General features: G+C 66.0%; 21 protein-coding genes and 1 other annotated feature. Of the genes, 17 read left to right on the top strand and 4 right to left on the bottom strand.

The window, feature by feature from the left end; translation table 11 throughout:
- The first annotated feature begins 10 nt into the window (after positions 1 to 10).
- The 4 genes from fdhF to N687_RS0115055 all read left to right on the top strand — a co-directional run bounded on the left by fdhF (position 11) and on the right by N687_RS0115055 (position 4,927).
- Positions 11 to 2,956, top strand: a complete 2,946-nt coding sequence (fdhF, locus tag N687_RS0115040; protein WP_029422639.1) for a formate dehydrogenase subunit alpha — start codon at positions 11 to 13, stop codon at positions 2,954 to 2,956.
- Positions 2,957 to 2,972: 16 nt separating this feature from the next.
- Positions 2,973 to 3,479: a DUF1641 domain-containing protein gene (locus N687_RS0115045; RefSeq protein WP_029422640.1), complete on the top strand. Its 507-nt coding sequence runs from the start codon at positions 2,973 to 2,975 to the stop codon at positions 3,477 to 3,479.
- On the top strand, positions 3,476 to 4,306 hold the full coding sequence (gene fdhD, locus N687_RS0115050; RefSeq protein ID WP_051663303.1) for a formate dehydrogenase accessory sulfurtransferase FdhD: 831 nt from the start codon (positions 3,476 to 3,478) through the stop codon (positions 4,304 to 4,306). The genes N687_RS0115045 and fdhD overlap by 4 nt, the downstream gene beginning before the upstream one ends.
- Positions 4,307 to 4,411: 105 nt before the next feature.
- Positions 4,412 to 4,927 (top strand): DUF402 domain-containing protein, encoded by a 516-nt coding sequence (locus tag N687_RS0115055; RefSeq protein ID WP_029422642.1) that lies wholly within the window; start codon positions 4,412 to 4,414, stop codon positions 4,925 to 4,927.
- Positions 4,928 to 4,993: 66 nt separating this feature from the next.
- Here N687_RS0115055 and N687_RS0115060 read toward each other — a convergent pair whose 3' ends face one another.
- Positions 4,994 to 5,212 carry a hypothetical protein gene (locus tag N687_RS0115060; RefSeq protein WP_029422643.1) on the bottom strand — a complete coding sequence of 73 codons (219 nt, stop codon included), beginning with the start codon at positions 5,210 to 5,212 and terminating at the stop codon, positions 4,994 to 4,996.
- A 105-nt stretch (positions 5,213 to 5,317) separates the two neighbouring features.
- Between N687_RS0115060 and mutY the strand changes: the two genes are divergently transcribed.
- The 3 genes from mutY (at position 5,318) to leuS (ending at position 10,037) form a co-directional block, all read left to right on the top strand.
- On the top strand, positions 5,318 to 6,457 hold the full coding sequence (gene mutY / locus N687_RS0115065) for an A/G-specific adenine glycosylase (protein WP_231493492.1): 1,140 nt from the start codon (positions 5,318 to 5,320) through the stop codon (positions 6,455 to 6,457).
- Between the two features lie 15 nt (positions 6,458 to 6,472).
- Positions 6,473 to 7,117: a Bax inhibitor-1 family protein gene (locus N687_RS0115070; RefSeq protein WP_029422645.1), complete on the top strand. Its 645-nt coding sequence runs from the start codon at positions 6,473 to 6,475 to the stop codon at positions 7,115 to 7,117.
- A gap of 126 nt (positions 7,118 to 7,243) precedes the next feature.
- Positions 7,244 to 7,460: a binding site (T-box leader), on the top strand.
- Between the two features lie 141 nt (positions 7,461 to 7,601).
- The gene (gene leuS / locus N687_RS0115075) at positions 7,602 to 10,037 is read left to right on the top strand and encodes a leucine--tRNA ligase (protein ID WP_029422646.1); all 2,436 of its coding nucleotides are present in this window, start codon (positions 7,602 to 7,604) and stop codon (positions 10,035 to 10,037) included.
- On the opposite strand, the gene N687_RS23290 is transcribed toward leuS, so the two are convergent.
- On the bottom strand, positions 9,992 to 10,438 hold the full coding sequence (locus N687_RS23290; protein ID WP_081841716.1) for an anti-repressor SinI family protein: 447 nt from the start codon (positions 10,436 to 10,438) through the stop codon (positions 9,992 to 9,994). The genes leuS and N687_RS23290 overlap by 46 nt on opposite strands.
- Here N687_RS23290 and N687_RS0115080 point away from each other — a divergent pair.
- The 5 genes from N687_RS0115080 (at position 10,380) to N687_RS21320 (ending at position 13,790) form a co-directional block, all read left to right on the top strand.
- Entirely contained in the window at positions 10,380 to 11,111 is a 732-nt protein-coding gene (locus N687_RS0115080; protein ID WP_231493493.1) for a FadR/GntR family transcriptional regulator, read from the top strand. The genes N687_RS23290 and N687_RS0115080 overlap by 59 nt on opposite strands.
- Positions 11,112 to 11,222: 111 nt before the next feature.
- Positions 11,223 to 11,645: a hypothetical protein gene (locus N687_RS0115085; protein ID WP_029422648.1), complete on the top strand. Its 423-nt coding sequence runs from the start codon at positions 11,223 to 11,225 to the stop codon at positions 11,643 to 11,645.
- A 206-nt stretch (positions 11,646 to 11,851) separates the two neighbouring features.
- Positions 11,852 to 12,037, top strand: coding sequence for a hypothetical protein (locus tag N687_RS0115090; RefSeq protein WP_029422649.1), 186 nt, complete (start codon positions 11,852 to 11,854; stop codon positions 12,035 to 12,037).
- Between the two features lie 86 nt (positions 12,038 to 12,123).
- Positions 12,124 to 13,275 carry a sporulation integral membrane protein YtvI gene (gene ytvI, locus N687_RS0115095; RefSeq protein ID WP_231493494.1) on the top strand — a complete coding sequence of 384 codons (1,152 nt, stop codon included), beginning with the start codon at positions 12,124 to 12,126 and terminating at the stop codon, positions 13,273 to 13,275.
- The gene (locus N687_RS21320) at positions 13,275 to 13,790 is read left to right on the top strand and encodes a DUF402 domain-containing protein (RefSeq protein ID WP_231493627.1); all 516 of its coding nucleotides are present in this window, start codon (positions 13,275 to 13,277) and stop codon (positions 13,788 to 13,790) included. Before ytvI ends, N687_RS21320 begins: the two co-directional genes overlap by 1 nt.
- On the opposite strand, the gene N687_RS0115105 is transcribed toward N687_RS21320, so the two are convergent.
- Entirely contained in the window at positions 13,735 to 14,313 is a 579-nt protein-coding gene (locus tag N687_RS0115105; RefSeq protein ID WP_051663306.1) for a transcriptional regulator, read from the bottom strand. The genes N687_RS21320 and N687_RS0115105 overlap by 56 nt on opposite strands.
- Positions 14,314 to 14,564: 251 nt before the next feature.
- Between N687_RS0115105 and N687_RS0115110 the strand changes: the two genes are divergently transcribed.
- Both N687_RS0115110 and N687_RS23295 read left to right on the top strand, forming a co-directional pair.
- Complete coding sequence (locus N687_RS0115110; RefSeq protein ID WP_035462374.1) at positions 14,565 to 16,835, top strand: DEAD/DEAH box helicase; 2,271 nt, start codon at positions 14,565 to 14,567, stop codon at positions 16,833 to 16,835.
- 15 nt (positions 16,836 to 16,850) lie between these two features.
- On the top strand, positions 16,851 to 18,332 hold the full coding sequence (locus N687_RS23295) for a ribonuclease H-like domain-containing protein (protein WP_029422654.1): 1,482 nt from the start codon (positions 16,851 to 16,853) through the stop codon (positions 18,330 to 18,332).
- Here N687_RS23295 and N687_RS0115120 read toward each other — a convergent pair.
- A complete protein-coding gene (locus N687_RS0115120; protein WP_051663308.1) occupies positions 18,241 to 21,816 on the bottom strand; it encodes an efflux RND transporter permease subunit in 3,576 nt (1,191 codons plus the stop codon). The genes N687_RS23295 and N687_RS0115120 overlap by 92 nt on opposite strands.
- Before the next feature lie 296 nt (positions 21,817 to 22,112).
- Between N687_RS0115120 and N687_RS0115130 the strand changes: the two genes are divergently transcribed.
- From N687_RS0115130 to nth, 3 genes are read left to right on the top strand one after another with little or no spacing between them, the layout of a single operon-like run.
- On the top strand, positions 22,113 to 22,688 hold the full coding sequence (locus N687_RS0115130; RefSeq protein ID WP_029422656.1) for an HDIG domain-containing metalloprotein: 576 nt from the start codon (positions 22,113 to 22,115) through the stop codon (positions 22,686 to 22,688).
- 19 nt (positions 22,689 to 22,707) lie between these two features.
- A complete protein-coding gene (locus N687_RS0115135) occupies positions 22,708 to 24,204 on the top strand; it encodes a bifunctional metallophosphatase/5'-nucleotidase (RefSeq protein ID WP_231493495.1) in 1,497 nt (498 codons plus the stop codon).
- A complete protein-coding gene (gene nth, locus N687_RS0115140) occupies positions 24,201 to 24,914 on the top strand; it encodes an endonuclease III (RefSeq protein ID WP_197029294.1) in 714 nt (237 codons plus the stop codon). Before N687_RS0115135 ends, nth begins: the two co-directional genes overlap by 4 nt.
- Positions 24,915 to 24,916 lie beyond the last annotated feature (2 nt).

The raw sequence follows: 24,916 nt of genomic DNA on the forward strand, positions 1-24,916 counted from the left end.
GGGGAGTGGTATGGACGTGAAAGCGCTTGAGCAAACGGTGGAGATCGAGATCGACGGAAAGGTCGTGCAAGCCCGGAAAGGCGATCTCCTGCTGTCGGCCATCCTCGAGGAGGAAGCGGGGTTCCCGCACGTGTGTTACCACCCGGCACTCGGCCCCATCGAGACCTGCGATACCTGTCTGGCGGAGGTGGACGGCCGGTTGGTGCGCGCCTGTGCGACACCGGTGCAGGCGGGAATGCGGGTGCGCACGAAGGCGGTGGCGGCACGGCGTGCCCGTAAGGAGGCGATGGACCGCCTGCTGCGCAACCACGAGCTGTACTGCACGGTGTGCGACAACAACAACGGCAACTGCACCCTGCACAACACGGCGGTGCGGATGGAGATCGAGCACCAGGCGTATCCGTTCGAACCCAAACCGTACCCGGTGGACGATTCCAACCCGTTTTACCGGTACGATCCGGACCAGTGCATCCTCTGCGGCCGCTGCGTGGAGGCCTGCCAGAACCTGCAGGTCAGCGAGGTCCTGTCCATCGACTGGGAGCGGGAGCGCCCGCGCGTCATCTGGGACGACGACGTGCCCATCAATGAGTCGTCGTGCGTCTCGTGCGGCCATTGTGTGACCGTATGCCCGTGCAACGCCCTGATGGAGAAGTCGATGTTGGGCGAGGCGGGATTCATGACCGGGATCGACCGGCCGGTGCTCGACCGGCTGATCTCCGTGACGAAGAAGGTGGAGACGAGTTACACGCAAGTGTTCGCCCTGTCGGAGGTGGAGGCGGAGCTGCGCGAGGCGCGCATCCAGAAGACGAAGACGGTGTGCACGTACTGCGGCGTCGGATGCGCGTTTGACGTGTGGACGAAAGGGCGCAAGATCCTCAAGATCGAGCCGCGGATGGAGGCCCCGGTCAATCAAATCTCCACCTGCGTCAAGGGGAAGTTTGGATGGGATTGGGTGAACAGCCCCGACCGAATCCTGCAACCGCTGATCCGGCGCGGGGATGCTTTCCATCCCGTGTCGTGGGACGAGGCGCTCGACTACGTCGCACGCCGGCTCCAGGAGATACGTTTGCGGGACGGGGACGACGCCCTGGCGTTCATCGCCTCATCCAAGTGCACCAATGAGGAAAATTACTTGATGCAAAAGTTGGCCCGGGCGGTCATGCACACGAACAACATCGACAACTGCTCCCGGTACTGCCAGGCGCCGGCGACGGAGGCGTTGCGCCGGACCATGGGCTATGGCGGGGACTCGGGCTCCATCCGCGACATCGAGCAGGCGGATCTGGTCATCATAGTCGGGGCCAACACGGCGGAGTCCCATCCGGTGCTCGCCACGCGCATCCGGCGGGCGCACAAGAAACGCGGGCAGAAATTGATTGTGGCAGACCTGCGCCGCAACGATATGGCGCGACGGGCGGATCTGCACCTGCATCCTCGGCCCGGAACGGACCTGGTGTGGTTGAGCGCGGTGACCAAGTACATCCTCGATCAGGGCCGCGCGGACGAGGCGTTCATCCGGCAGCGGGTGAACGGGTTCGACGCGTACGCGGCGTCTTTGGAGAAATTCACGCTCGAGTACGCTGAGGAAGTGACCGGGATCCCGAAGGATGCATTGATCCGCGCCGCTGAGATGGTGATGGACGCCAAGTCCGTCTGCATCTGCTGGGCGATGGGCGTGACGCAGCAGCTGGGCGGGGCCGACACGAGCACCGCCATCTGCAACCTGCTGTTGATCACCGGCAACGTCGGCCGGCCCGGTACGGGCGCGTATCCGCTGCGCGGGCACAACAACGTCCAGGGTGCCGGCGACTTCGGCTGCGCTCCCGCCTTCTTCCCCGGCTACGAGCGGGTGGCTGATCCGGCGGTGCGTGAGAAGTGGGAGCGCGCCTGGGGCGTTTCGCTGCCGACGAACCCGGGCCTGGACAACCATCAGATGATCGACGCCATCCACGACGGGCGGCTGAAGGCCATGTACCTGGTGGGCGAGGACATCGCGGTGGTGGACTCGAACGCCAACTACGTCCAGGCGGCATTGGAGAAACTGGAATTCTTCGTGGTGCAGGAGGTCTTCTTCACGAAGACGGCCCAGTACGCCGACGTGATCCTGCCCGCGTGTCCGAGTCTGGAGAAGGAAGGGACGTTCACCAACACCGAGCGGCGCATCCAACGTCTGTACCGCGCGCTCGATCCACTCGGGGACGCGCGGCCGGACTGGCAGGTGATCCAGGACCTGGCCAATCGCCTGGGTGCCAACTGGAACTACCGGTCGCCGCAAGAGATTTTTGAAGAGGCCTGCGGCATCACGGAACTGATGAAGGGGGCGGCCTACGCGCCGCTCGAAGGATACGGGAGCCTGCAGTGGCCTGTACGGGCGGATGGGACGGACACGCCTCTGCTGTACACCGATGGATTCCCTCTGCCGGACGGCAAGGCCAGGCTGTACCCGGTTGACTGGACGCCCACCCTGGCGTTGCCGCCGGAGTACGACATCCACCTGAACAACGGTCGCATGCTTGAGCATTTTCACGAGGGCAACCTCACCTATCGCGTGCCTGGAATCCGGCAAAAGGTGCCCGACGCGTGGGTCGAGATCTCTCGGGAACTGGCGGCCGAGCGGGGGATTCTGGATGGCGACTGGGTGCGGGTGGTCTCGCCCTACGGCGCGGTGAAGCTGCGCGCGACCGTGACCGACCGGGTGACGGGCAAGGAGATCTACATCCCGATGAACTCGGTCGAGGCTGCAGTAAATCTGTTGACCAGCTCGGCGGCCGACAAGGACACGCACACACCCGCGTTCAAGGACATGAAGGTCCGCCTCGAGCCCGTCGGCAACAAGGGGCGGCCGCCGATCGCGCGGGGCAACTTCCGCCTCGGCAGGCCTCGGCCTCTCCCGGGCGTGCAGGTGGAGAAAAAGTGGGCCCGGCCGGATTATCAGCCGTTGGTTGGCCAACCTTAACCTGGGGGGCGAGGAGATGGCAAAACCGGTGACCACCTGGATCCGTCCCGAGCCCACGGAGGCGGATCTGCAAAGCGAACGATTGGAAGGATTGCTCCATGCTGCGGCGGACCACGCGGACGCGGTGGAGGACGGGCTTCGCCTTTTGCAGGCGATGCACGACCGGGAGGTGCTGCAGCTGTTCGCGGCGCTGTTCGAACGGGGCGACCGGGTGCTGAGCATCGTGGCCGAGCAACTCGATCGCCCGGGCGCTGCGGCTGGCCTTCGCAACTTGTCCCTTGCCGTGTCGTCGCTGGGGCAGTTGGATTCGGATGCGCTGGCGCGGGTGCTGGGCGGCGTGGCGGGCGGACTGGAGGCGGCCGCCCAGGCCGCCGCCGAGGCCAAGCCGGTGGGGGTGTTTGAGTTGCTCCGCCAGTTGAAGGACCCGGACGTGGCGGCCGGGCTGGCCGCAGGATTGGCTCTGCTGAAGGCCGTGGGGCGCGCGCTGCGGAATCCGCCACAGGGGCCGGGAGAACTGAGATGAGCACACCATCTCCGGGGGCGGGCGAAGGCCTGCCCCTGCACACTCGGCGGCGGATCTTGCACTATGACGGTGGGTCATTCTCTGTGCGGGAGGACGAGGTGGCCACTGAGTACGCGTTGACGGTGTTCGTCAACGATCAGGAGATGGCTACCGTCGTCTGTACACCCGAGTACATGGAGGACCTGGTGATCGGGTTCCTCGCCTCCGAAGGCGTGATCCGCCACATGGGCCAGGTGCAGGACCTGGTCATCAGCCGCTTCCGCGGCACGGCGCGCGTACGCACCTCGACGGACGTGAATTTCAACCAGGCGTTTTACAACAAGCGGTATATCGCCTCCTGCTGCGGCAAGGGGAGGCAGATGTTTTACTACTACAATGACGCCCACACGGCCAAGCGCGTGGACGATCCGGTGCGCGTCCAGCCATCCCAGGTGCTCACGCTCATGCAGGAATTGGAAGCTTCTGCCGGCCTGTGGCACGTGACCGGAGGGGTGCACGCCGCCGGCCTGTGCACGCCGGAGCGCTTGGAGCTCTCCCGAGTGGACATCGGACGGCACAACGCGCTCGACAAGCTGTACGGCCACGTATTCCGATGCGGACGGGATGTGGCCGGCCGGCTCGTCGCCTTCAGCGGGCGGCTTTCGTCGGAGGTCCTGCTGAAGGTGGCCAAGATGGGGGCGGGCATCGTGATCGCCAAATCGGCTCCAACCGCCCTCGCCCTCGACATCGCGGAGGCGCTGAACATCACCACCATCGGTTTTGCCCGTGGCCAGGCATTCCACGTGTACACCCACCCGTGGCGCGTCGAGGGAAGCCTGGGGACATGAACCGGCGGCATCCCCGGGCTCCCTTCCTTGTTTCACCTGTCATGGTCGTGGTACGCTAGAAAGCGGACCTTACGTTCACGCTCGCAGGAGGGAAGGGCGAGGGGCATGACGTTGCGACCAGGCCGGGTTCAGAGGTTGCACAAACGGGAGGATCGCGGCATCGACCGCAGCGACGAACCGTTCACCTACGACCGGTTGGTCCGCCGTCCCGGGTGCATCACGATGCGGCGTCCGGCGCTCGAGAAGGGGTACACGCACCAGCTGCGCGAGATCTACCCGGCTTGGGGCATCGGCGTGAGCACCTGCCTGAACCACGGTGCACCGGTGAAACACCCGCGGCTGCGGTTCGATCACTATGTCGATCTGGTCAAAGTGTGGGAGGACCAGGACTACATCTATGTTGAGGATATGTACGTGGACGTCCTGATCTACGAACGGTCCTACTATCACGTCATCGACCTGGAGGAGTTCGGCGCTGCCGTGGCGGCACGGCACCTGAGCACGGCCGAGGCGAAACGGGTGTTGGAGAATACTCAGCGGTTTGTCGACGCGATGAAGCGCAGCAAACTGTCGTACGCCGTCTGGAAGCAGAAGTACGGGGCAAACCGGCGCCACCTGTGAATGGGAAAGGGAGGCGTCCGGTGCCGCCTCCCCCGCTGACGTGTGGCACACCCGAATCGGGTGTCGTCATTCCTCGAGACTTTCCATGACCTCCCGCGCCGTCTCCGCGGCGGCCGCGCTCATGTTCCCGTTCGCGCCGAAGCGGCTGCGCCGAACCGCCTCCCACACCGCGATGCCGACGCTCGCACCGACGACCATCGCGGTCACGGTGTTCATCCCGTTGCGGCGTCTGGGCATCACGCGATGGCGCACGCGTTCAGCCATCCCGTCGACGAGTTCCCACATGGCCAGCACCTCCCGCCTGTTAGTGTGTCCATCCCGAAGGCCGTGCACTCCACCCGGTTTATGTCCCCGGGACCGAGGAAAAGATGATCCACAGGAGCGTGAAACATGCTCGAACCGGTTTTGCCGGCGCCGTTGGCCGGCATGGCAAGGGGATGGCCGTTCCCTCATATACTGTCCATGTGGTACGAACGCCATCACCGCCATCTGCCATGGCGCGAGACGCAGGATCCGTACCGGATCTGGGTCAGCGAGACGATGCTACAGCAGACCCGCGTGGAGACGGTCATCCCGTACTATCGCGCGTTCCTTGAACGGTTTCCAGACATCCGCGCGCTGGCCGCCGCGTCCGAGGAAGAAGTCCTCAAGCTGTGGCAAGGACTGGGTTACTACAGCCGCGCCCGCAACCTGCGCCGTGCGGCAAAACAGGTCGCCGAGCGGTACGGCGGCCGAATCCCGGAGCAGGTCGAGCTGTTTCGCGCCCTGCCGGGCGTCGGGCCGTACACGGCGGGCGCAGTGTTCAGCATCGCGTTCAATCAACCCGTACCGGCGGTGGACGGCAACGTGCTGCGCGTATGGGCGCGTCTGCACAACTTGCACCAGCCGGTGGACCTCCCCGAGGTGCGCCGGGCCATCGAGCGCCAGGTCGGCGCCTGGCTGCAGGAAGCCCAACCGGCCGTATTGACGCAGGCCCTCATGGAGTTGGGGGCGGTCGTCTGCACACCGCGATCGCCCCGCTGCGCCGAGTGTCCGGTCCGGGAGGGCTGTGCGGCGCACCGGGCGGGTACGGCGGAGACGCTGCCCAAGCGCGCACCGAAACGGCCGCGGAGGAAGGTGACGGTGCTCGCGCTGTGGTGCGAGACGGAGGCGGGGGTGGTGGTGGAGCAACGCCCGCGCGATGGATTGCTCGGCGGCCTGTGGCAGCTTCCGGCCGTCGAATTGGACGAGGAAGAAGGCTTGGCGGACCGTTCCATTCCGCGCGAGGCGCTCACCCGACGCTTGCACGACGTGTTTCCGGACGCGGACGGCATGTCTCCGACGTTTGTCGAGTTGGCTCAGGAGCGACACGTCTTCACGCACCTGGAGTGGTCGGTGCGCCTGTTTCGACCGGTTGCTGGCCTCCCTTCGGCAGCCGCGGCGGATCCGGAGAGATACCGCGTGGTCCGGCGGGAGGCGTTGGGGGACTTGCCCTGGCCGCGCGTATATGAAAAATTGGTGTTGAGGGCGTTAAATACGACGCTTTCGTGAAGGGGTGAGGTTGAGATGCAGACGTACGTGATGACGCGCAACCACGTGATGAGCCGCGTGTTTTTCGGTTTGTTTCTAAGCCTTTTGACGGGGTCGGCCGGCGTGTACGCGGGGAGCTACATGCCGCCGGCGGTCAGCGGCATCTTGCTGCTGGTGGGATTGGTGATGCTCGTGGCCGCCATGTTCATTCAGCGCAGGCGCGCCGTGGGCATGCCGTTCGTCCTGGCGTTCACCTTCGTGTTCGGAGCTGCGCTGTGGCAGCCCATCAACTTTTACCTGGTGAACATCGGACCGGCGCCCGTCGTCAAGGCGCTCGCCGTGAGTGCCGCGGCGTTTTTGGTCGCGGCGGCGGTGGCGTCGCGGTCGAGCTTTGATTTCACGTTCCTCGGCGGCTTTCTGTTCATCGGGCTGCTGGCGCCCTTGATCATGGGGCTGGTCTCCCTGTTCCTGCCGTTCTCCAGCACGATGGGGCTGGTGTACTCGGTCCTCGGGATCGCGGTGTTCGTCGGGTATGTGCTGTTCGACGTCAACCGCATCGTCCACCTGGGGCTGTCCGACGAGATGGTCCCGTGGGTGGTCCTGTCCCTGTACCTGGACTTCGTCAACCTGTTCCTGTTCGTGCTGCGGCTGTTCGGCATCCTGCAGTCCGACCGGCGGTGACAGCGGGCGTCAGGCCACAGGCGGGGGCACATCGGGCTCGGGCGAGCGTGCCCCTTGCTGCTTCCGGCGGTACGTTTTATAATATTCAACATCAATTTCACAAACGGATCATGGGATGTTATCCCTTGAAAACCGATGATGGAAAGCAGTAGCGGCGGCCGCCCGTGCAGAGAGCCGGTGGCGGGTGCGAACCGGACGGACCGGCGCCGTGAACTCGTTTCTGAGGTGCCCGCGGGAACCTGTAACCGTACCGCGGGCCGCGGCCCGCGTTATCGGCTGGAGTGGGCTCTTATCATAAGGGCCAAGTTGGGTGGTACCGCGGGATGCGCCTCTCGTCCTAACCTGGACGGGAGGCGTTTGGATTTTATCGGGTGAAACGGAGGCGGAGACGTTGGAAACGAGGCAGCAGGTCACGACCTACAACACCCCGGACGGGGCGGAACCGGGCGCGGGGCGCCCGCAGCCGGAATACCGTCCGCATGAGCTGGAGCAGAAGTGGCGGCGCCGCTGGGAAGAGACGCGGGCGCACAAGGTGGACGAGAACAGCCCGCGGCCGAAGTATTATTGCCTGGACATGTTCCCGTACCCGTCGGGCAGCGGGCTGCACGTCGGGCACTGGCGGGGTTACACCATCTCCGACGTTTGGAGCCGGTACAAGACCTTGCAGGGATACAACGTGCTGCACCCAATGGGATGGGACGCTTTCGGGCTGCCGGCGGAGAACGCGGCCATCAAGCTGGGCATCCACCCTGCGGTGTCGACAGCCAACAACATCGCCAACTTCAAGCGCCAGCTGCAGGAGATCGGCGCCATGTACGACTGGGATCGCGAGATCAACACCAGCGATCCGGAGTATTACAAATGGACCCAGTTCTTCTTCGTGAAAATGTTCGAGCGGGGCTTGGCCTACCGCAAGAAGATGCCCATCAACTGGTGCCCGAGTTGCAAGACCGGACTGGCGAACGAAGAGGTGATCGACGGCACGTGCGAGCGCTGCGGGTCGGAGGTCACCAAGAAAGAGATGAACCAGTGGATGCTGCGCATCACGGCGTACGCCGACCGGCTGCTCGAAGATCTCAAGCGCCTGGATTGGCCGGACAAGGTCAAGCGCATGCAGGCCAACTGGATCGGCCGCAGCGAGGGGGCGCGCATCCGCTTCGCCGTGCACGGCGTGGAGGGGGCCGAGATTGAGGTGTTCACCACCCGGCCGGACACGCTGTACGGGGCGACGTACATGGTATTGGCTCCCGAGCATCCTTTGGTGGAGCGGATCACGACGCCCGACCGGCGCGACGCGGTGGAGGCGTACGTCCGCGAGACCTTGAAGAAGTCGTCGGTGGCGCGCCAGGTTGTGGACAAGACGAAGACAGGCGAGTTCACGGGCGCGTACGCGGTGCATCCGTTGACGGGGGAGAAGATCCCCATTTGGATCGCGGACTACGTGCTCATGGACTACGGCACGGGCGCCATCATGGCGGTGCCGGCCCACGACGAGCGGGACTACGAGTTCGCCGTGGCGTTTGGCCTGCCGATCGTGCAGGTGGTCGCGCCGGTGGAAGGGGAGGCGGAGGCGAGCGGATCGACCCCGGCAGAAGGAGCGGACGGACGCCCCGCCCTGTACACGGGACCGGGCCGGCTGGTCAACTCGGGGCCGTTTGACGGCATGGACAACGAGGCAGCGAAGAAGGCCATCGTCGACCTGCTGAAGGAGCGCGGCCTGGGCGAGGCGGCGGTGACGTACCGGATGCGCGACTGGGTGTTCGCGCGCCAGCGGTACTGGGGCGAGCCGATCCCCATCATTTACTGCGACCGGTGCGGGACGCTGCCGGTGCCGGTCGAGCAGCTGCCGGTGCGGCTGCCGGACGTGGAGCGGTACGAGCCGACGGGGACGGGCGAGTCGCCGCTGGCGGCCATCGAGTCGTTTGTGAACACCACGTGCCCGAAATGCGGCGGCCCTGCGCGGCGGGAGACGGACACCATGCCGCAGTGGGCGGGATCGAGTTGGTACTTCCTGCGGTATCCTGATCCACACAACGACCAGGAGCCGTTCTCGCGCGAGAAGGCGAACGCCTGGTTGCCGGTGGATATGTACATCGGCGGCGTGGAACACGCGGTGCTGCATCTGCTGTACGCACGCTTTTTCACGAAGGTGATCCACGACCTCGGGCTGATTGACTTCGACGAGCCGTTCCAGCACCTGTTCAACCAGGGGATGCTGACCTTGGGCGGCGCGAAGATGAGCAAGTCGAAGGGCAACGTGGTCAACCCGGACGACATCATCGCCGAGCACGGCGTGGATGCGCTGCGCATGTACGAACTGTTCGTCGGCCCGCCCGAGGAGGATGCGGAGTGGAGCACCAACGGCCTGGAGGGGGTCAGCCGGTTCCTCGGCCGCCTGTACCGCCTGGTGATGGCACACGTGGACGACCCGTGTCCCACCCGGCCGGCGTTGGAGAAGCTGCGTCACCGCTTCATCGCGTCGCTGACGGAACGGATGGAGAGCTTCCGGCTGAACACGGCCGTCAGCGCGTTCATGGAGTATGTGAACCAGTTGAGCGACGAGTCCAAGAACGGGTTGGACCGCGCCACGCTGGAGACCCTGGCCGTGACCATCGCCCCCTTTGCCCCGCATCTGGGCGAAGAACTGTGGGAGCGGCTGGGCCATCGGGAGTCGGTGTTCACCGCCCAGTGGCCGCGATACGATGACAAGTGGTTGAAAGACGACGAGGTGGAGATCGCGGTACAGGTCAACGGCCGCGTGCGCGCTCGGGTTGTGGTGCCTGCGGACGCCTCCCAGGCGCAGGCCCTGGAGGCAGCACGCGCGCTGCCGGAGCTGGCCGAGTGGTTGGAAGGGAAGCAGGTGGTCAAGGAGATTTACGTCCCCGGCCGCCTGGTCAACATCGTCGTCAAAGGTTCCTGAACCGGATCAGGGGATGCACCGGGATGGGCGGGGGCGGACAAGGAAACGCCCCCGCCTGTCATCGTCTGGCGCCCTCCTTGATGCAAGAACGAGCGCACCTCCTGTACCGTCAGCCCGATGGCTTTGGCGGCCAAGATCAGTTCCAACCACTCTCGATCGATAGCTGAGGTCCAGTATACGCCGGCCGATGGTGGTACGAATCCTCCGAAAAGGTAGATTTTGTCCGGGTCTACTTGTCTACCTCTTCGGTGTGCCTGTGACCCTGCCCGCCTCCGAACCTGGAGCAGGGCGCAGGATTTCGCCGGTCTTCCGACGAACTTCACTGGCGTGGAGGTGGCCGGGGTGGCCGAGCAGCGAAGGACTCTCGAGCTGAAGTTGTACCACCGCATCGCGAACGCCATCCGAAGCCAGATTGAACAGGGCTTGTTGAGGCCCGGCGACAGGTTGCCGCCCTTGGGGGAGTTGGCCGAGCAGTTCGGGTGCAGCCGGGCCACCGTGCGGGAGGCGCTGAGCGCGTTGCGCGGACAGGGCTTGATAGAGTTCCGCCACGGGGACGGCACGTTCGTGCGTACCGCTTCCGTCGAGATGTGGATGGAGCCGCTGGATGCCGCCGTGCTGTTGTCGCTCAGCGACGCGCGGCAATTGGTAGAACTGCAGACGGTGGTGCTGGCAGGTGCCGCCGCGGCGGCCGCCGAACGTTCGGAAGCGCAGCGCCTGGGGGTCTTGGCCCAGGCTTTGTTCCGACTCGAGTGCGCGCTCGCGGATCAAGAAGAGGCGGTCGCGGCTGAACTGGCCTTTCACGTGTGCCTCGCCGCGTGCGCCGACAATGTGTTGATGGAGAACGTCGTGCGCGTCTTGCAGGAGGGACTGCGCAGCGTGATCCGGCTGGCCATTCGAGACCGTGGTCCAGGGACTGCCTTCTGCCGGGCGCTGTACGATGCGGTGGCCGCTGGAGATCCGAGGCGGGCCCGGGAGGAGGCATTCCAATACGGACAAGCCCTGGCCGCCAGCCTGGAGCGCTTGCGCGGGGCCGGTCTTCCTTCCTCGGGTTCTCCCGCTGCCGACTCCGGATGATGTCTTCCACACATTTTGGCCACGACCCGGTGCATCCCTCTAGCCACTTCCGGGGAGCCGGTGTATAATGTGAATGTAAGCGCTATCATGATCGGGTGGTGACCGCCTGTGATGCCGAAGATCTTGATCGCGGCATTCGGTGAGGAGTCACGCATGTATGTCGCCAGAAGCAAACAACGCGGGCTCGCAGTCCGCGTGCTCGACTGCTTTGACGAATACCGCCCCCGTTTGGTCCGGTGGTTTGGCGAGGATGTTTTGAAGGTGCAAGGCCACCGCGCGGACGTTCGCCGTGCAGTGGCGGATGAAAGGTTCGACGCCGCCCTGGTGCACGATCCAGGGGATTTGGTGCGCACGGCGTTGATCGTGCAGGCGCTGCACGACGCCGGCGTGCCGAATGTCCTGGTGGTGACGCAGGATGCAAGGCGCCGAGCCATCTACCGTCGCTGCGGGGCGCATCGGGTACTGCTGGCCGTCCATCCGGAACAGGCCTGGCAGGCGGTGAGCCGGGAACTGCCGAGTTTCGCCAGCGCCTAAACCGCCGTTTCGCACCATACGCGGATCACGCCGGTCACGGGGCGCCCTGCCCCGAGGCAAGTGCATACGGACGGAACCGGGAATCTGCCCGCCTGAACGAGGCGGGTTGTTTTTTGTGGTATCATCCTGTTGTAGAATCCTTGGCACACGGAGCGGCCGAAGGTTGCAGATCTGCCGCCTCCGGGCCGCCGATGGGAGCGGTGCGAGTGTCTCGGACAGCGAAGATCGCGTACTTTTTTCTCGCGATCGCGACCATGGCCTGTTTTGCCGCCGGAAGCGCCTGTCTGGCGTTGGAACAGGGCGCGTGGGCGGCCGCGTGGTTCGTGTTGGCCGTCGCGCTGGCGGCGGCTGGGTTTATCGCCAAAAGGCGCATCCTCAAAAGGCCTCGGTGAAACCTCCGTGTGGATGCGGCACTGAATGTTCTGCAGCGGAGAATCCTCCACGCTCACCGGCTGGACGGAAAGGGCGGGACTCGAAGGTGGCGTCACCGCGCCAACAAGCGTTGATGAAAAGGTACCTCTGGCGGCTCGTGGAAGTCGTCTCTCTGCTCTGCCTGGTCAGTATCACGGCCTTGTTGTTCGTGTGGCTGATGCCGTACATCCTCCCGTTCGTCGCGGGTGCATTTTTCGCCATCCTGCTGTGGCCGTTGGTGCGCTGGTTGGAGCGCCGCGGAATGCCGCGGACTTTGGCGGTCACGGTGGTGATGGCTGGCATCGTCCTCCTGTTCGTCGCCCTCTCCATCTACGTCGTGGTGCAGGTCGCCCGAGAGGCGGCGTTGTGGTCTTCGAGCGTCCCCATGTACTTCAACGAGGTGCAGGCGTGGCTGGCCCAGCAGATCGAACTCGGACGGGCCTGGTATGGCCAGCTGCCGCCCAGCGTCACCAACCAGATTGAATCCGCCGCGTCGGAGGCGGTCACGTCGGTGGAGACGTTCTTCTCCGGTCTGGCCAGCTGGGTGATTGACTCGGTGACCAAGCTTCCGGAGTCGTTGTTCGTCACCGCCGTTGCCCTGATTGCCACGTTTTTCATGCTCGTCCACCGGGAACGGATGGTCCGCGGATTCCTGCGTCTGCTGCCGCCGGGGTGGGGGGACAAGGTCCAAGTCGTGGCGGGAGATATGATGCGCGCTTTTCTCGGCACCCTGCGGGTGCAGGTGGTGCTGATGCTGATGTCCGCGGTGCTCGGCGTGATCGGCATGTGGATCGCGGGCATCAAGTACGCGGTCATCCTCGGCATCCTCTTCGGCCTCACCGGCCTGGTGCCCGTGGTCGGGTCGGCCATCATGACCGTACCGTGGATGCTGGGCGCCCTTCTGATCGGCGACGTGGCGTTGGCCCTCAAGGTACTGGTGATCCAGCTGGCCATCTCGCTCATCCGTCACCTGGTGGAACCGAAGATCCTCGCCGAGTCCGTCGGGCTCGACACCCTGTCCACGCTGTTCGCCCTGTATGTGGGGATGAAGCTGATGGGCGTCTTGGGCCTGTTCCTCGGCCCGATTGTGTTGATCGGGATTAAGTCGCTGCTGCGCATCCGCCTGTTGGTCGATTTTCTGCCGATCCCGGAGGTGGAGAAGGAACCGGCTCAGGAACCGGCTCAGGCACAGGACCGGAAGGGGGAGCCTGCGCGGTGATGCTCGTCAGCCTGCGGGGGAATGGCCTCCCGCACCGCACGTGGACACACGCGGAGGAGACCGCCGAGCCGTGGGTGTTCTGGATCCCGCCCGGGGCGTCCGTCCTCGAGGCGGATGGGCGCTCGTGGTCGAGCGGTTATCCTGTGGTGGCGCTTTTTTGGCCGGATCGGTACTACCAGGTGTTCCGGCTATGTAAACCGGAGGGGATCGAATATTACTGCAACGTGATCACACCTCCGGTGTATGACGCCAAGGCGCGGACCGTCCAGTTTCACGATCTGGACCTGGACGTCTACGTGGATGCCTCCGGCGTACGGCTGCTCGACGCCGACCAGTTCGATGCCCGGCGCACTGCATACCCGGCCACATGGGTCGAGGCCGCCCTCGCGGCGGCCGCCGAGTTGACCCGCCTGGCCCAAAACCGTCAAGGCCCGTTCGCCTCGCTTGCCCAAGGCGACCTCACTCCGTCGTCTTGTTGGCGTCGGCCTCCAACAGCTTGCGCGCCCGCTCCATGATGGCGAACAGGGTCCGGGAGTCCTCTGCCAACTGTTCGGGGGTCAGGGGCCCGCTCTCCAGGACCGGCTGCCGTTGGAGCTGCGCCTCCAGTTCCTGTACGCGCTGCTCCAGCTGGCTTTTCTCCTGCTCCAACTGCGCCACCTGCCGGCGCAGGTGCTGGTACTGCTCGTCATACGTCTGTAAGAAGAGAATGACTTCCCGCATGGAAGAGGAGGACGTCACCGTCATCGCATGACTGCGGCCCGCCGAAGATCCGCCGGCGCGCGTCGAAGCCGCTTTCTGCGCGGCTTTGCGCTCCTGTTTGGCGGCTTCTATCTCCTCACGGCGGTGTTTGCGCAGTACACCGTTCCAGCGGTACCCACACGCCGCCGCGGTTCGGCCGAGTTCGGCGGCCGCCTGATCGAACGCGCGGAGCTGCGTACTGCCGGTGCGAATGTGGTGCAGGACAATCGCCGCCAGTCGTTCGTCATCCTCTGGCGTCCATGCATCGGAACGGGTGATCCACTTCTCTGCGCTGGTCAAGGAAATTCCTCCCTTATCTCGGTACTATACTTTATGTCCAGCGTGTACGAGATTCATACGGCCACGCGGGTTAGCATTCTCAGGATCATCCTATGAACGACCCGCGGGATCGTGACCTGGTCGACGAAAAAATCGTAGGGATCGGCTCAGCTCGGACCCTTGGGGGTTCAGGCTCCAGGCTTGATCAAACGAACAGGAGTTCGCCGATCGTTGGAGAATCACTTGATAGCGAAGGGGGGAGCAGGCAGTCTATGAACCTCGCCACGCTGCTCGACGAGTGGCGCCGGACACCGGAGATGATGCGAAACGTCGCCCACTGGCACGTGGAACCCGCGCGCATCGCCCGGTTTCGCGCCATTCCGGACTGGGTGCACGCGGACCTGCGCGCTGCGCTCCAAGCCCGGGGCATCCGGCAGCTGTACGCGCACCAGGCCGAAGCGTTGGAGGCGGTCCACGCCGGCCGCCACACGATGGTCGTCACCCCGACGGCCAGCGGGAAGACGCTGTGCTACAACTTGCCGGTCATCGACACCATCCTGAAGGACTCGACCGCGCGTGCCTTGTACCTGTTCCCCACCAAGGCCTTGTCCCAGGACCAGGTGGCAGAACTCCACGAGCTGTGCGGGCGTCTGCCTTCGCCGGTGCAGTCGTTCACCTACGACGGCGACACGCCGTTGCACGCGCGCCAGCGCATCCGGGAGGCGGGGCACATCGTCGTCACCAATCCCGACATGCTGCACGCCGCCATCTTGCCGCACCACACCAAATGGCTGCGGTTGTTCGAGAACCTGCGCTACATCGTGATCGACGAGGCGCACATCTATCGCGGTGTCTTCGGCAGCCACGTGGCCAACGTTGTGCGTCGGCTGCGCCGCATCTGCCGGCATTACGGGAGTGACCCCGTCTTCATCCTCTGTTCGGCCACCATCGCCAACCCGGGGGAACTCGCCGCCGAGTTGACGGGGGAGGAGGTCGCGGTGGTGGATCAATCGGGCGCGCCCCAGGGGGAGCGCCACACGATCTTCTATAACCCGCCCCTCGTCCAGCCGGAACTGGGCCTTCGCCGGTCGTCGCTGCTCGAGGCACGCCGGTTCGGGACCCGCCTGGTGCGGGAAGGCATTTCGACGATCGCCTTCGTCAAGACCCGGACCCAGGTGGAGCTGCTGGCCACCTACTGGAAGGCGGATGTGCCGGAGCGGCTGCGCGATCGCGTCTTTGGTTACCGCGGCGGGTATCTGCCGAACGAACGGCGGCGGATTGAGCGGGGGTTGCGCGACGGCGAAATCCTTGGGGTGGTCAGCACCAATGCGTTGGAACTCGGGGTCGATATCGGCAGCCTGGAGGCGTCCATCACCGTCGGGTACCCGGGCACCATCGCCTCGTTCCGCCAACAGAGCGGCCGCGCGGGTCGTCGTCATGGAGTGTCGGTGGCGCTGTTCATCGCGAATGCGTCCGCCATTGACCAGTACATGGTCCAGCACCCGGAGCACATCCTCGAGGGGGTACCGGAAGCGGCGCGGTTGTACCCCGAGAACCTGCTCATCCTCACCGACCACCTGAAATGCGCAGCGTACGAGCTGCCCTTTTCGCCGGAGGAGCGGTTCGGGGTGGAGACGACGGGGGAGCTGCTGGAATACCTGGCCCACCACCGGGTTCTGCACCAGGGCCGTGACGGGCGGTACTTCTGGATGTCCGATTCCTTGCCGAGCCACAACGTATCCTTGCGCAGTGCGGCCCAGGACAACGTGGTGATCATCGACCAGACGGCCGCGCGGCCGCAGGTGATCGGCGAGACGGACCGCTTCAGCGCGCTGACGACGCTGCACGAGGAGGCCATCTACCTGCACCAATCGCGGCCGTACCAGGTCGAGCGGTTGGATCTCGAGAACGGCAAGGCGTACGTCCGCCAGGTGGACGTGGATTACTACACGGACGCGGAGTTGGCGGTCCGATTGCAGGTGCTGGACGTGCTGGCGGACAAGCCGGCCGGCGCCGCGGCCCGGCACCATACGGGCGAGCTGATGGTCAACGCGGTGCCGACCCTGTTCAAGAAGATCAAATTTGACACGCACGAGAACCTCGGCTGGGGCAAGATCCACTTACCGGAAGCGGAGCTGCACACCGTGGGCTACTGGTGCCGGTGGGACAAGCGGAGCATCCCATGGGACAACGAGCGGTGGGAGACGGCCCTGATGGGCCTCGCGCATGTCCTCCGCCACGCCGCCGCCCTTCACTGCATGTGCGCCATCGGCGACCTGCACTGGGCGGCCGAGGTGCGCGATCCGCTCGACGGCCAGCCGACTCTGTACCTGTACGACGCGTATCCGGGCGGCGTCGGCCTGGCGGAGCGGGTGTTCCGCGACACGGATCCGGTGTTCGCCATCGCCCGCGCCATGGTGGCGGACTGCCCGTGCGAGGCCGGGTGTCCGTCGTGCATCGGGCCGGGTCGAGGCGACCACAGGGCGAAGGTCCTGGTGCTGCGTCTCATCGACGAAAGCCGCACCGCCGAGGCGGCCGATTGAACGGAGGGGGAGTGGATGGCGAGATCCCTGTTGGAGCGTTTGGCGTCATTGGAGCGATCCGTCGGCCGCCGCCACCCAGAGGCCGCGCCGGACGGGGCGGACAGCGGCGATGCCGCGCGAGCGGATGCGGGAGACGGCGGAGCGGACCCCGGGGAGGCGGAAGCGGGTACGGCCGCCCCTTGCCTGGGAGGAGACACCGCGGGTGAAGCGGCTGCGCCGTCGGCCGCCGGGACGGCGCCGACGGAGGGGCCCGAGGCGGCGGTGTGGCGGGAGGGCCTGTGGGCGCTCGGGTTTCGCCCGGGGGATCCCTCCGGGGGGTTCTGGCATCGGACCCTGCGCTACGACCTGCTGACGGTGCACGGCCGTCGGCAGTTCGCCGACCTGGCGCGATGCGACTTGTCCGCGGCGGCGCGAGTCCTCGGTGTAGACGAGTTGCCGCCGGAGCGGCTGCGCTTCTACGACACGGAGACCACCGGCCTCGGCCAGGGGGCGGGCAACGTCCCCTTCCTGCACGCCGTCGCCCGCATCGAGGGCGACGAGCTGGCCGTGCATCAGTACTTCTTGGCCGATCACGCCGGCGAACCCGACCTGCTCTCGGCGCTGACCGCCGATCACTTCGCGCCCGGGAGCGTGGTAGTGACCTTCAACGGCAAGTCGTTCGACTGGCCGCTCCTGCAGGCGCGGCTCGCCCTGTGGCGGCTGCCTCGGATGGCGGCCGCCCACGCGGACCTCATCCACGCCAGCCGCCGCCTGTGGCGCAGGCGTCTCGGCCGGGTCGCCTTGGCCGATGTAGAAGTCGGGGTGCTCGGCATTCGCCGGGTGGACGATCTCCCGGGCCGCGAGGCGCCTGCGCGCTACTTCGCGTGGCTGGAGGATGGCCGGGCGGACTGGGTGGAGCCGGTGTTCGAGCACAACGCCGCCGACGTCTGCAGCCTCGCTGTCCTGCTGGTGGTCGTGGCCGATCTGTTGGCGGGGCGCGAGGCGGCCCGCGGGGCAGAGGAGTGGCTGGCGCTCGCCCGTTGGTACGACGCGTGGCAGGCGTACGATCTCGCCGCCCGCTGCTACACGGGGGCGGCCGCGAGCCCGGACGCCGGCTACGATGCCCGTTGGCTGAAAAGCTTGTTTCACAAACGGCACGGGGAATGGGCGGAGGCGGTGGGCATCTGGCTGGAACTGGCGGCGGTGTATCCGCAAGCGGTCCCGCCTCTGGTGGAACTGGCGAAGCACTTCGAGCACCGGGCTGGCGACTTCGAGGCGGCGGCCCGGTGGGCGTGGGAGGCGTGGGCACGCGCGTCGGCGCTGGCCCGGGTGGCGGACGAAGAGGCGGCGCGGTGGCGCGAGGTGGCGGACAACCTGCGCCACCGGATAGACCGCATCCTCCGCCGTCAGGCGGCCGCCCGGCGCGTCAGCCGAAGTTCGGGCGCATCGCCAGGGACTCCCGCCGCCGCGCCCGCCGGTGCAGGATCTCGTACACCACCGGCACGACCACCAGGGTGAGCGCCGTGGAGCTGATCAGCCCGCCGATGACCACCACCGCCAACCCTTGGGAGATCAGCGCCCCCTCGGCAAAGCCGAGGGCGAGCGGGATGAGGGCGCAGATGGTGGCGATGGCCGTCATCAGGATGGGCCGCAGGCGTGTGGTGCCCGCTTCGAGCAGGGCCTCTCGCACGCCAAGGCCCTGTCGGCGCTGGCGTTCCACGCGATCCACCAGGACAATGGCGTTGGTCACGACGATGCCCATCAGCATCAGGATCCCGATGAGGGACGAGACGCTGACCGGCTGTCGCGCGATCACGGTTCCTGCGAAGGCGCCGATGAGCGCCACCGGCATGGAGAACAGGATGGCGAACGGCGCGGTCCATTCTCCGAACGACACGAGCATCACCAGGTATACGAGGCCCGCTGCGATGAGGGTGGCCTCCACCAGCTGGCAGAAGCTGTCGTTCTGCTCCTGGGCGTCTCCGGCCAGTTGGATGTCGACATCCGCCGGCAGCGCCAGCGACTGAATGCGCTGCATCGCCAGCTTCGTGGTGCGCCCGGTGTTCTGGTCGGTGAAGTCACCGGTCACCTCGGCGAACGCGGCCCCATTGCGGTGCAGTACCGTCACCGGCGCCTGGACCTCTTGTACGGTGGCGACGTCGGACAGGGCGATCCGCTGGCCGGTCGGCGTCTCCAGCTGGAACGAGCGGATGTCCTCCAACTTCTGAGGGTCACGCGGGCCCTGTAGCGTCAACACCACCGCGTACGTGCGGCCGTCGAGGGTCGCCTGTCCGGCGTCCTCTCCGGCGAGCGCGGCGCGAACCTGGGAGGCGATGGCGTATGCGGTCAGCCCGTACGGCGCGGCCTTGGCCGGATCGGGTTGGATGTTCACCTGCGGCTGGGTGCGCGCCAGGTTGTTCTGGACGTTGGCGAGCCCCGGGAGGCCGCCCAGCGCATCGGTGATGGCGTCCGCGGCTTGGGCGATGTGATCCGGGTTCGAACCGGTGACGACGACTCCGAACGATCCGCTCGCGCCGCCCAAGATGAGTTCTTTCACTTGAATGTCGGCGGGCGGCGCGATGGCTTTCAACTTATCCCGCAGCTTGGCGACAAACGCCGGCACGTCCGTGTCCGGCTTCAGCTCGAGGAACAGGCTGGCCGTGTTGGCGCTGCGCACGCTTCCGTCCGAGTCGGTCTGTCCGGCGTCGGAACCGACCTGCGTGTTCATCTGCTGCACGGTGTCTCCGAACGAGCGCACCACCTGTTCCACCTGGCGCGCTTTGGCATCGGTGGCGTCCCGCGGCGTCCCGACAGGCAGCTCCACCTGGATGGTCGCGAACTTCTCCCGGGATTCCGGGATGAAGGTGCTGCCCGCCAAGGGCAGAATCAGCACCGAGCCCACGAAGGCCGCCGCCGTGACGGTGAGCACCGCGGCTTTGTGGTTGAGACACGTGTTGAGGAAGCGCTGATAGGCGCGCTGCCAAGGCCGGAGGACCCGCTGGCCGCCGGCGGCTCCCGCCTGTGCGGACACCGCGGAAGGCGCATCCATGGCGGTGTCCTCCGCCTGCTCCGGCGTCCGTTCTGCGGCCGGCCCGTCCGCATCGCGAGCGCTCTCGGGGGCCCTCAGCACCAGCAGCCAGGCCAGGAGCGGCACCACCGTCAACGCGACCAACAGCGAACTGGCCAGCGCGCAGACGACCGTGAGCGCAAAGGGCAAAAAGATCTTGCCGACGATCCCGCTGACGAACCCGAGCGGCAGGAACACGGCGATGGTGGTGATGGTGGAGGCGGTGATGGCCGCGCCCACTTCGCGCGTCGCGGCAAGGGCGAGTGCCTTCCCTTCGCCGCGGTGCTGCCGCCAGTGGCGGTAGATGTTTTCGATCACGACGATGCTGTCGTCCACGACCCGTCCGGTGGCGACGGCCATGCCGCCGAGGGTCATGATGTTCAGCGTGATGTCCAACTGATGCAACAGGATGATGGCGCACATCAGGGACAGCGGGATCGACACCACGGCGATGACCGTCGTCCGCCAGTTGCGCAGGAACAGCAGGATGACGGCGGCGGCGAACAGGGCGCCGAGCACCGCCTCCCGCAACATGCCGCCGATGGACGAACGGATCATGGTGGACGAGTCGAACAGTGGCACAATGTGCACGCCTGCGGGCAGGCGTTTGGAGAGGTCCGCCAACTGTGCGTTGACGCCGTCGGCCATCTGGACGGTGTTGGCGTCCTCCGCCTTGAGGACGCTGACCATCACGCTGGGTTGGCCGTCCGTCCGGTTGATGGCGCCATCCTTTGGCGGCGCCAGCGTCACGTCGGCGATGTCCCCGAGGCGCACGGAATCGAGCGACGAAGGGCCGGAGGCCGTCTCGGCCGCTGACGGTGCCGCAGGTGTCTTGGGGGTGGGGGACGGCCGCGGCGAACTGGCGGAGGCCGGCGGAAGCTGCTCCTGCAGGGATTTCAGCCGTTGGTTGAGGGCGTCCTGTTCCCGCTGCAGCGCCTGCAGGGTCCCTGTCAGCTCGGCCACGCGCTGCGGACTCTGGGCGCCCGGCTGGCGGGCCTGCTCTTGGGCGAGCGCCAGCTGGGTGCCCCAGATCTGACCCTGGATCTGCTGAAGGGCGGCGAGGATCTGCGTCTCACCCTGCACCACCGCCAGTCCTTGGCCGACCTGTCCCAGGCCCTGCGCCACCTGACCCACCGCCTGCCCCATCTGGCCGATGCTCTCGCCGATGGCCGACAGCCCGGCGGAGGGATCGGCCGGCAGGGGGATGCGGATGTTGCGGATATCGTCCAGGCTCCGCACAGCCCCCGCCATCTGGACCGCTTGCACCTGGCCGCCCAGGGTCGCGGTGCCAAGCGGCATCGTCACATTGGACGCCTGGATGGCCTGCAGGACCTGTTCCAAGGTCAGGTGGTGCTGTCGCAGCTTATCCTGCGACACCTGGATGCGCACCTCATCTGGCGCACCGCCCGCGGTCTGGACAGAGGCGACGCCGGGAACCCCTTGCAGGGCCGGGACGATGAGATCGTGGACGGCGTCGCGCAGGGCGCGTTCGTCCTGCCGGGCCGATGCCACGGTGAAGTACACGACCGGCTGCGCGTTGAAGGAGAACTTCTGCACGGTGGGGGTCATCGCCCCCTCAGGGAGTTTCACCTGCTGGAGCGTCTCGTGCACCTTCTGCTGAACGTCATCCAGATTGGCGTCCAGGTTCAGCTCCAACTCCACCTCGGACACGTTCTGCAGGGAGGAGGAGGTGACGTTTTTGACGTCTCCCAGTCCGCGCAACGCGTCTTCTATCGGTTTGCTGACATGGTCGGCCACTTCCTGGGGCGACGCCCCTGGATAGGGGGTGACGACCGCGATCACCGGCAGGGCGATGTCCGGCATCAGCTCCTCGTTGAGCCGAAGGGCGGACAGGATCCCTCCGGCGACGACCAGAAGGGCCAACAACAACACAGCGACAGGATTGCGCAGGGAAAAACGGGTCAGCGCTTGCATCACGGGGCCTCCTCCAGGGGTGAACCGGATCGAAACCCATTCTAACCCTGTCCTGGGCCCGGGGCAAGATGTTTAGTGATTAAAGCAATGGCGAGTCGCGGGCCCGCTTCGACGATCGGCCTCGGCGGTGGACGGAGAGGTCATACCGAGGGATTGTCTATTGGATTGCGAAAATCGGTACAATGGAAGGCGGGGACCCAGACGGAGATCCCAGGATGGGGTACCGGCGCTTGGGAAGAGGCGTTTCGAGCTTTGAAACCTTTGTATCAGTTGACTCAGACGGAGGTGTTTCAGGCGTGAAGACGCGCGAGGAAGCGTTGGCCTTGCTGCACGAGTATACCCAGAGCGAGTCCCTGCGCCGGCATGCGTACGCCGTCGAGGCGGCGATGCGCGCCTACGCGGAGAAATTCGGGGAGGACGTGGAGAAATGGGGCATCACGGGGCTTCTCCACGACTTCGACTACGAGCGCTATCCGGGCATGCCGCACGAGCACACCGTCGTCGGGGCGCGCATCCTGCGGGAGCTCGGCTATCCGGAGGACGTGATCTACGCGATTCAGGCGCACGCGGACTACAATCACCTGCCCCGCAACACCCGGATGGCCCAGGCGCTGTACGCCTGCGACGAGCTGTGCGGGTTTATCATGGCGGTGGCGATGGTCCGGCCGACGCGCAACATCGCGGACGTCGAGGTCAAGAGCGTGAAGAAGAAGCTCAAGGACAAGGCGTTCGCGAAAGGTGTCAACCGGGAGGACGTGTACCGCGGCGCCGAGGAACTGGGCGTCGACCTGGATGAACATATCCGCTTCGTCACGGAGGCGCTGACCCGCGTCGCGCCTGCGTTGGGGCTTGACGGCGCCGAGAGCGCATAAACTGGGGAAGAAGCCGGCCGTGGCCAAGCGGGCGGGGCGAGGTGAGCCGGTGCGGATCCATCTGCTGCACACCAATGACGTGCACAGCCAGCTCGAAAACTTCATGCGCGCGGGCGCCGCGCTGCGCCGTCTGCGCGCCGAGGCCAGGGCCAGCGGCGAGTGGGTGCTGACCTTCGACGTCGGTGACGTCTTGGACCGGGTGCGGCCGGAGACCGAGGCCACTCGCGGCCTGGTGAACGCTGCCCTGATGGATGCGCTCGGCTACGACGGGTGGGTGTTCGGCAACAACGAGGGGCTGACCATCCCGGTGGCGGAATGGCCCCGGCTGGTGTCGCGCAGCGGCACCATCGCGTTCGGCACCAACATCCGGGCCATCGGCGGAGACCCGCTGCCGTTCTTGCGCGACTGGCAGATCTACGACTGCGGCGGCGTCCGGCTCGGCGTGTTCGGATTGACCCCGGACTACCGCACCTCCTACCAGCGCCTCGGCGTCGATGTGCATGCGCCCCACCGCGCCGCGCGGCGGGCCGTCAAGGCGCTGCGGGCGGCCGGATGCGACGTCGTCGTCCTGCTGTCCCACCTCGGCCTCGGGGCGGACCGCCGGTTGGCGGAACAGGTCCAGGGGGTGGACGTGATCCTCGGCGGGCACACCCACCATTTCATGGAGGGTGCGGAACAAATCGGGGACACGTACATCTTTCAACCGGGTAAGCACGCGTTGGTGTTCGGCCACACCGTGATCGATTACGATCCCCGTATAGGCCGCGTCCGGGCAGTCCGCGGAGAGCCCGTCCCGGTCGATCCGCACGATCCGCTGGACACCGCCATGCTCTCCGCCTATCGCGGCTACCTGCCGGACGTGGAGTCGGAGCTGGACCGCATGGTGGCCCGGCTGCCCACCCGCCTCCCGGTCGCCTTTGACCGCGAATCCCCGTTCGCCAACCTGCTGGTCGACGCCCTGTTCGACCGGTATCCGTGCGATCTCGGTATCATGATGAGCGGCGCCCTGACGGCGAGCCTGCTGCCGGGTCCGGTGCGCGTCAAGCACATGCTCGGAGCCTGTTCCACGCCGACCCGTCCCGTGTGCTTGACCCTCACGGGCGAGGACATCCGCGATCTCTTGACGCAATCGGTGCAGCCCGAGGTCTACCACCGGCCGGGATTTGGCTTCGGGTTTCGCGGGGGCGTGGTGGGATGGCTTTCCCTGGCCAACGCGGACGTGACATTGTCCCAGGCACCTGGATCTGAGAGAATGAGGATAGAGGAGATCCGGGTGGGCGGAGAACCCATCCAGTCCGGCCGGGATTACCGCGTCATCACCTGCGAGTACCTGTGGCTTTCGCCCGTCTTCGACCTGTTTCGGCGGGCGCGGGATGCGGAGATCCAGGTGCCTTTGGCGCGGGAGGTGCTGCTCGAGCGCATCGGGGATCCGCGCCTCCAGCGCCAGGCGTTCCGGCCCCGCTGGCAAGTGGTGCCCGGGCCGGACAGTTCCGGGGAAAGCGAGGTTCGGGGATGAATCACCTGTTGTCGCGCGCCGACACGCGCCGCATGCTGGTCAAGCTCGAGGAAGCCTATCCCGACGCCAAGTGCGCGTTGAACTTCAGCAATCCGTTTGAACTGCTGATCGCCACCATGTTGTCTGCGCAGAGCACCGACGCCCGCGTCAACCAGGTCACCGCGCGGCTGTTTCAGAAATACAAGACTCCGGAGGATTACGCGCGCCTCACGCCGGAGATACTGCAAGAAGACATCAAAGAACTAGGGCTGTTCCGGGCCAAGGCGGAGCACATCATCGCCGCCAGCCGGATGCTTTTGGAGAAGTACAACGGCCAGGTGCCCGCCTCTCAGGAGGAACTGGTCAAGTTGCCGGGCGTCGGGCGCAAGACTGCCAACGTCGTCGTCTCCAACGCGTTCGGGATCCCGGCTATCGCGGTGGACACGCACGTGCAGCGGGTCGCGAACCGCATCGGGATCGCCAACAGCATGAATCCGGAGATGACAGAGCGCCAGCTGTGCCAGCGCATCCCGCAGAAGCTGTGGTCGCAGGCGCACCACTGGCTGATCCACCACGGGCGAAAGGTGTGCTCGGCGCGCAAGCCGAAGTGCGACATCTGCCCCGTCTCGTCCTTCTGCAGGTTCTACCAGGCCATGCAGAAGGAAGACAAGCTGCGGGCGAAGGTCTTCGGCGAGGACGAAGACAGGGCGGCCGGTGCCGCACGGCGATGAGC

Origin of the sequence: Alicyclobacillus macrosporangiidus CPP55 (assembly GCF_000702485.1) — a bacterium.
GTDB lineage: Bacteria > Bacillota > Bacilli > Alicyclobacillales > Alicyclobacillaceae > Alicyclobacillus_H > Alicyclobacillus_H macrosporangiidus_B.

What these genes read in the sequence shown, in the direction of transcription:
- fdhF (WP_029422639.1), top strand. Translation starts at nt 11, where the DNA reads ATGGACGTGAAAGCGCTTGAGCAAACGGTGGAGATCGAGATCGACGGA.
- N687_RS0115045 (WP_029422640.1), top strand. Translation starts at nt 2,973, where the DNA reads ATGGCAAAACCGGTGACCACCTGGATCCGTCCCGAGCCCACGGAGGCG.
- fdhD (WP_051663303.1), top strand. Translation starts at nt 3,476, where the DNA reads ATGAGCACACCATCTCCGGGGGCGGGCGAAGGCCTGCCCCTGCACACT.
- N687_RS0115055 (WP_029422642.1), top strand. Translation starts at nt 4,412, where the DNA reads ATGACGTTGCGACCAGGCCGGGTTCAGAGGTTGCACAAACGGGAGGAT.
- N687_RS0115060 (WP_029422643.1), bottom strand. Translation starts at nt 5,212, where the DNA reads ATGTGGGAACTCGTCGACGGGATGGCTGAACGCGTGCGCCATCGCGTG.
- mutY (WP_231493492.1), top strand. Translation starts at nt 5,318, where the DNA reads ATGCTCGAACCGGTTTTGCCGGCGCCGTTGGCCGGCATGGCAAGGGGA.
- N687_RS0115070 (WP_029422645.1), top strand. Translation starts at nt 6,473, where the DNA reads ATGCAGACGTACGTGATGACGCGCAACCACGTGATGAGCCGCGTGTTT.
- N687_RS23290 (WP_081841716.1), bottom strand. Translation starts at nt 10,438, where the DNA reads ATGGCGTTCGCGATGCGGTGGTACAACTTCAGCTCGAGAGTCCTTCGC.
- N687_RS0115085 (WP_029422648.1), top strand. Translation starts at nt 11,223, where the DNA reads ATGCCGAAGATCTTGATCGCGGCATTCGGTGAGGAGTCACGCATGTAT.
- N687_RS21320 (WP_231493627.1), top strand. Translation starts at nt 13,275, where the DNA reads ATGCTCGTCAGCCTGCGGGGGAATGGCCTCCCGCACCGCACGTGGACA.
- N687_RS0115110 (WP_035462374.1), top strand. Translation starts at nt 14,565, where the DNA reads ATGAACCTCGCCACGCTGCTCGACGAGTGGCGCCGGACACCGGAGATG.
- N687_RS23295 (WP_029422654.1), top strand. Translation starts at nt 16,851, where the DNA reads ATGGCGAGATCCCTGTTGGAGCGTTTGGCGTCATTGGAGCGATCCGTC.
- N687_RS0115120 (WP_051663308.1), bottom strand. Translation starts at nt 21,816, where the DNA reads ATGCAAGCGCTGACCCGTTTTTCCCTGCGCAATCCTGTCGCTGTGTTG.
- nth (WP_197029294.1), top strand. Translation starts at nt 24,201, where the DNA reads ATGAATCACCTGTTGTCGCGCGCCGACACGCGCCGCATGCTGGTCAAG.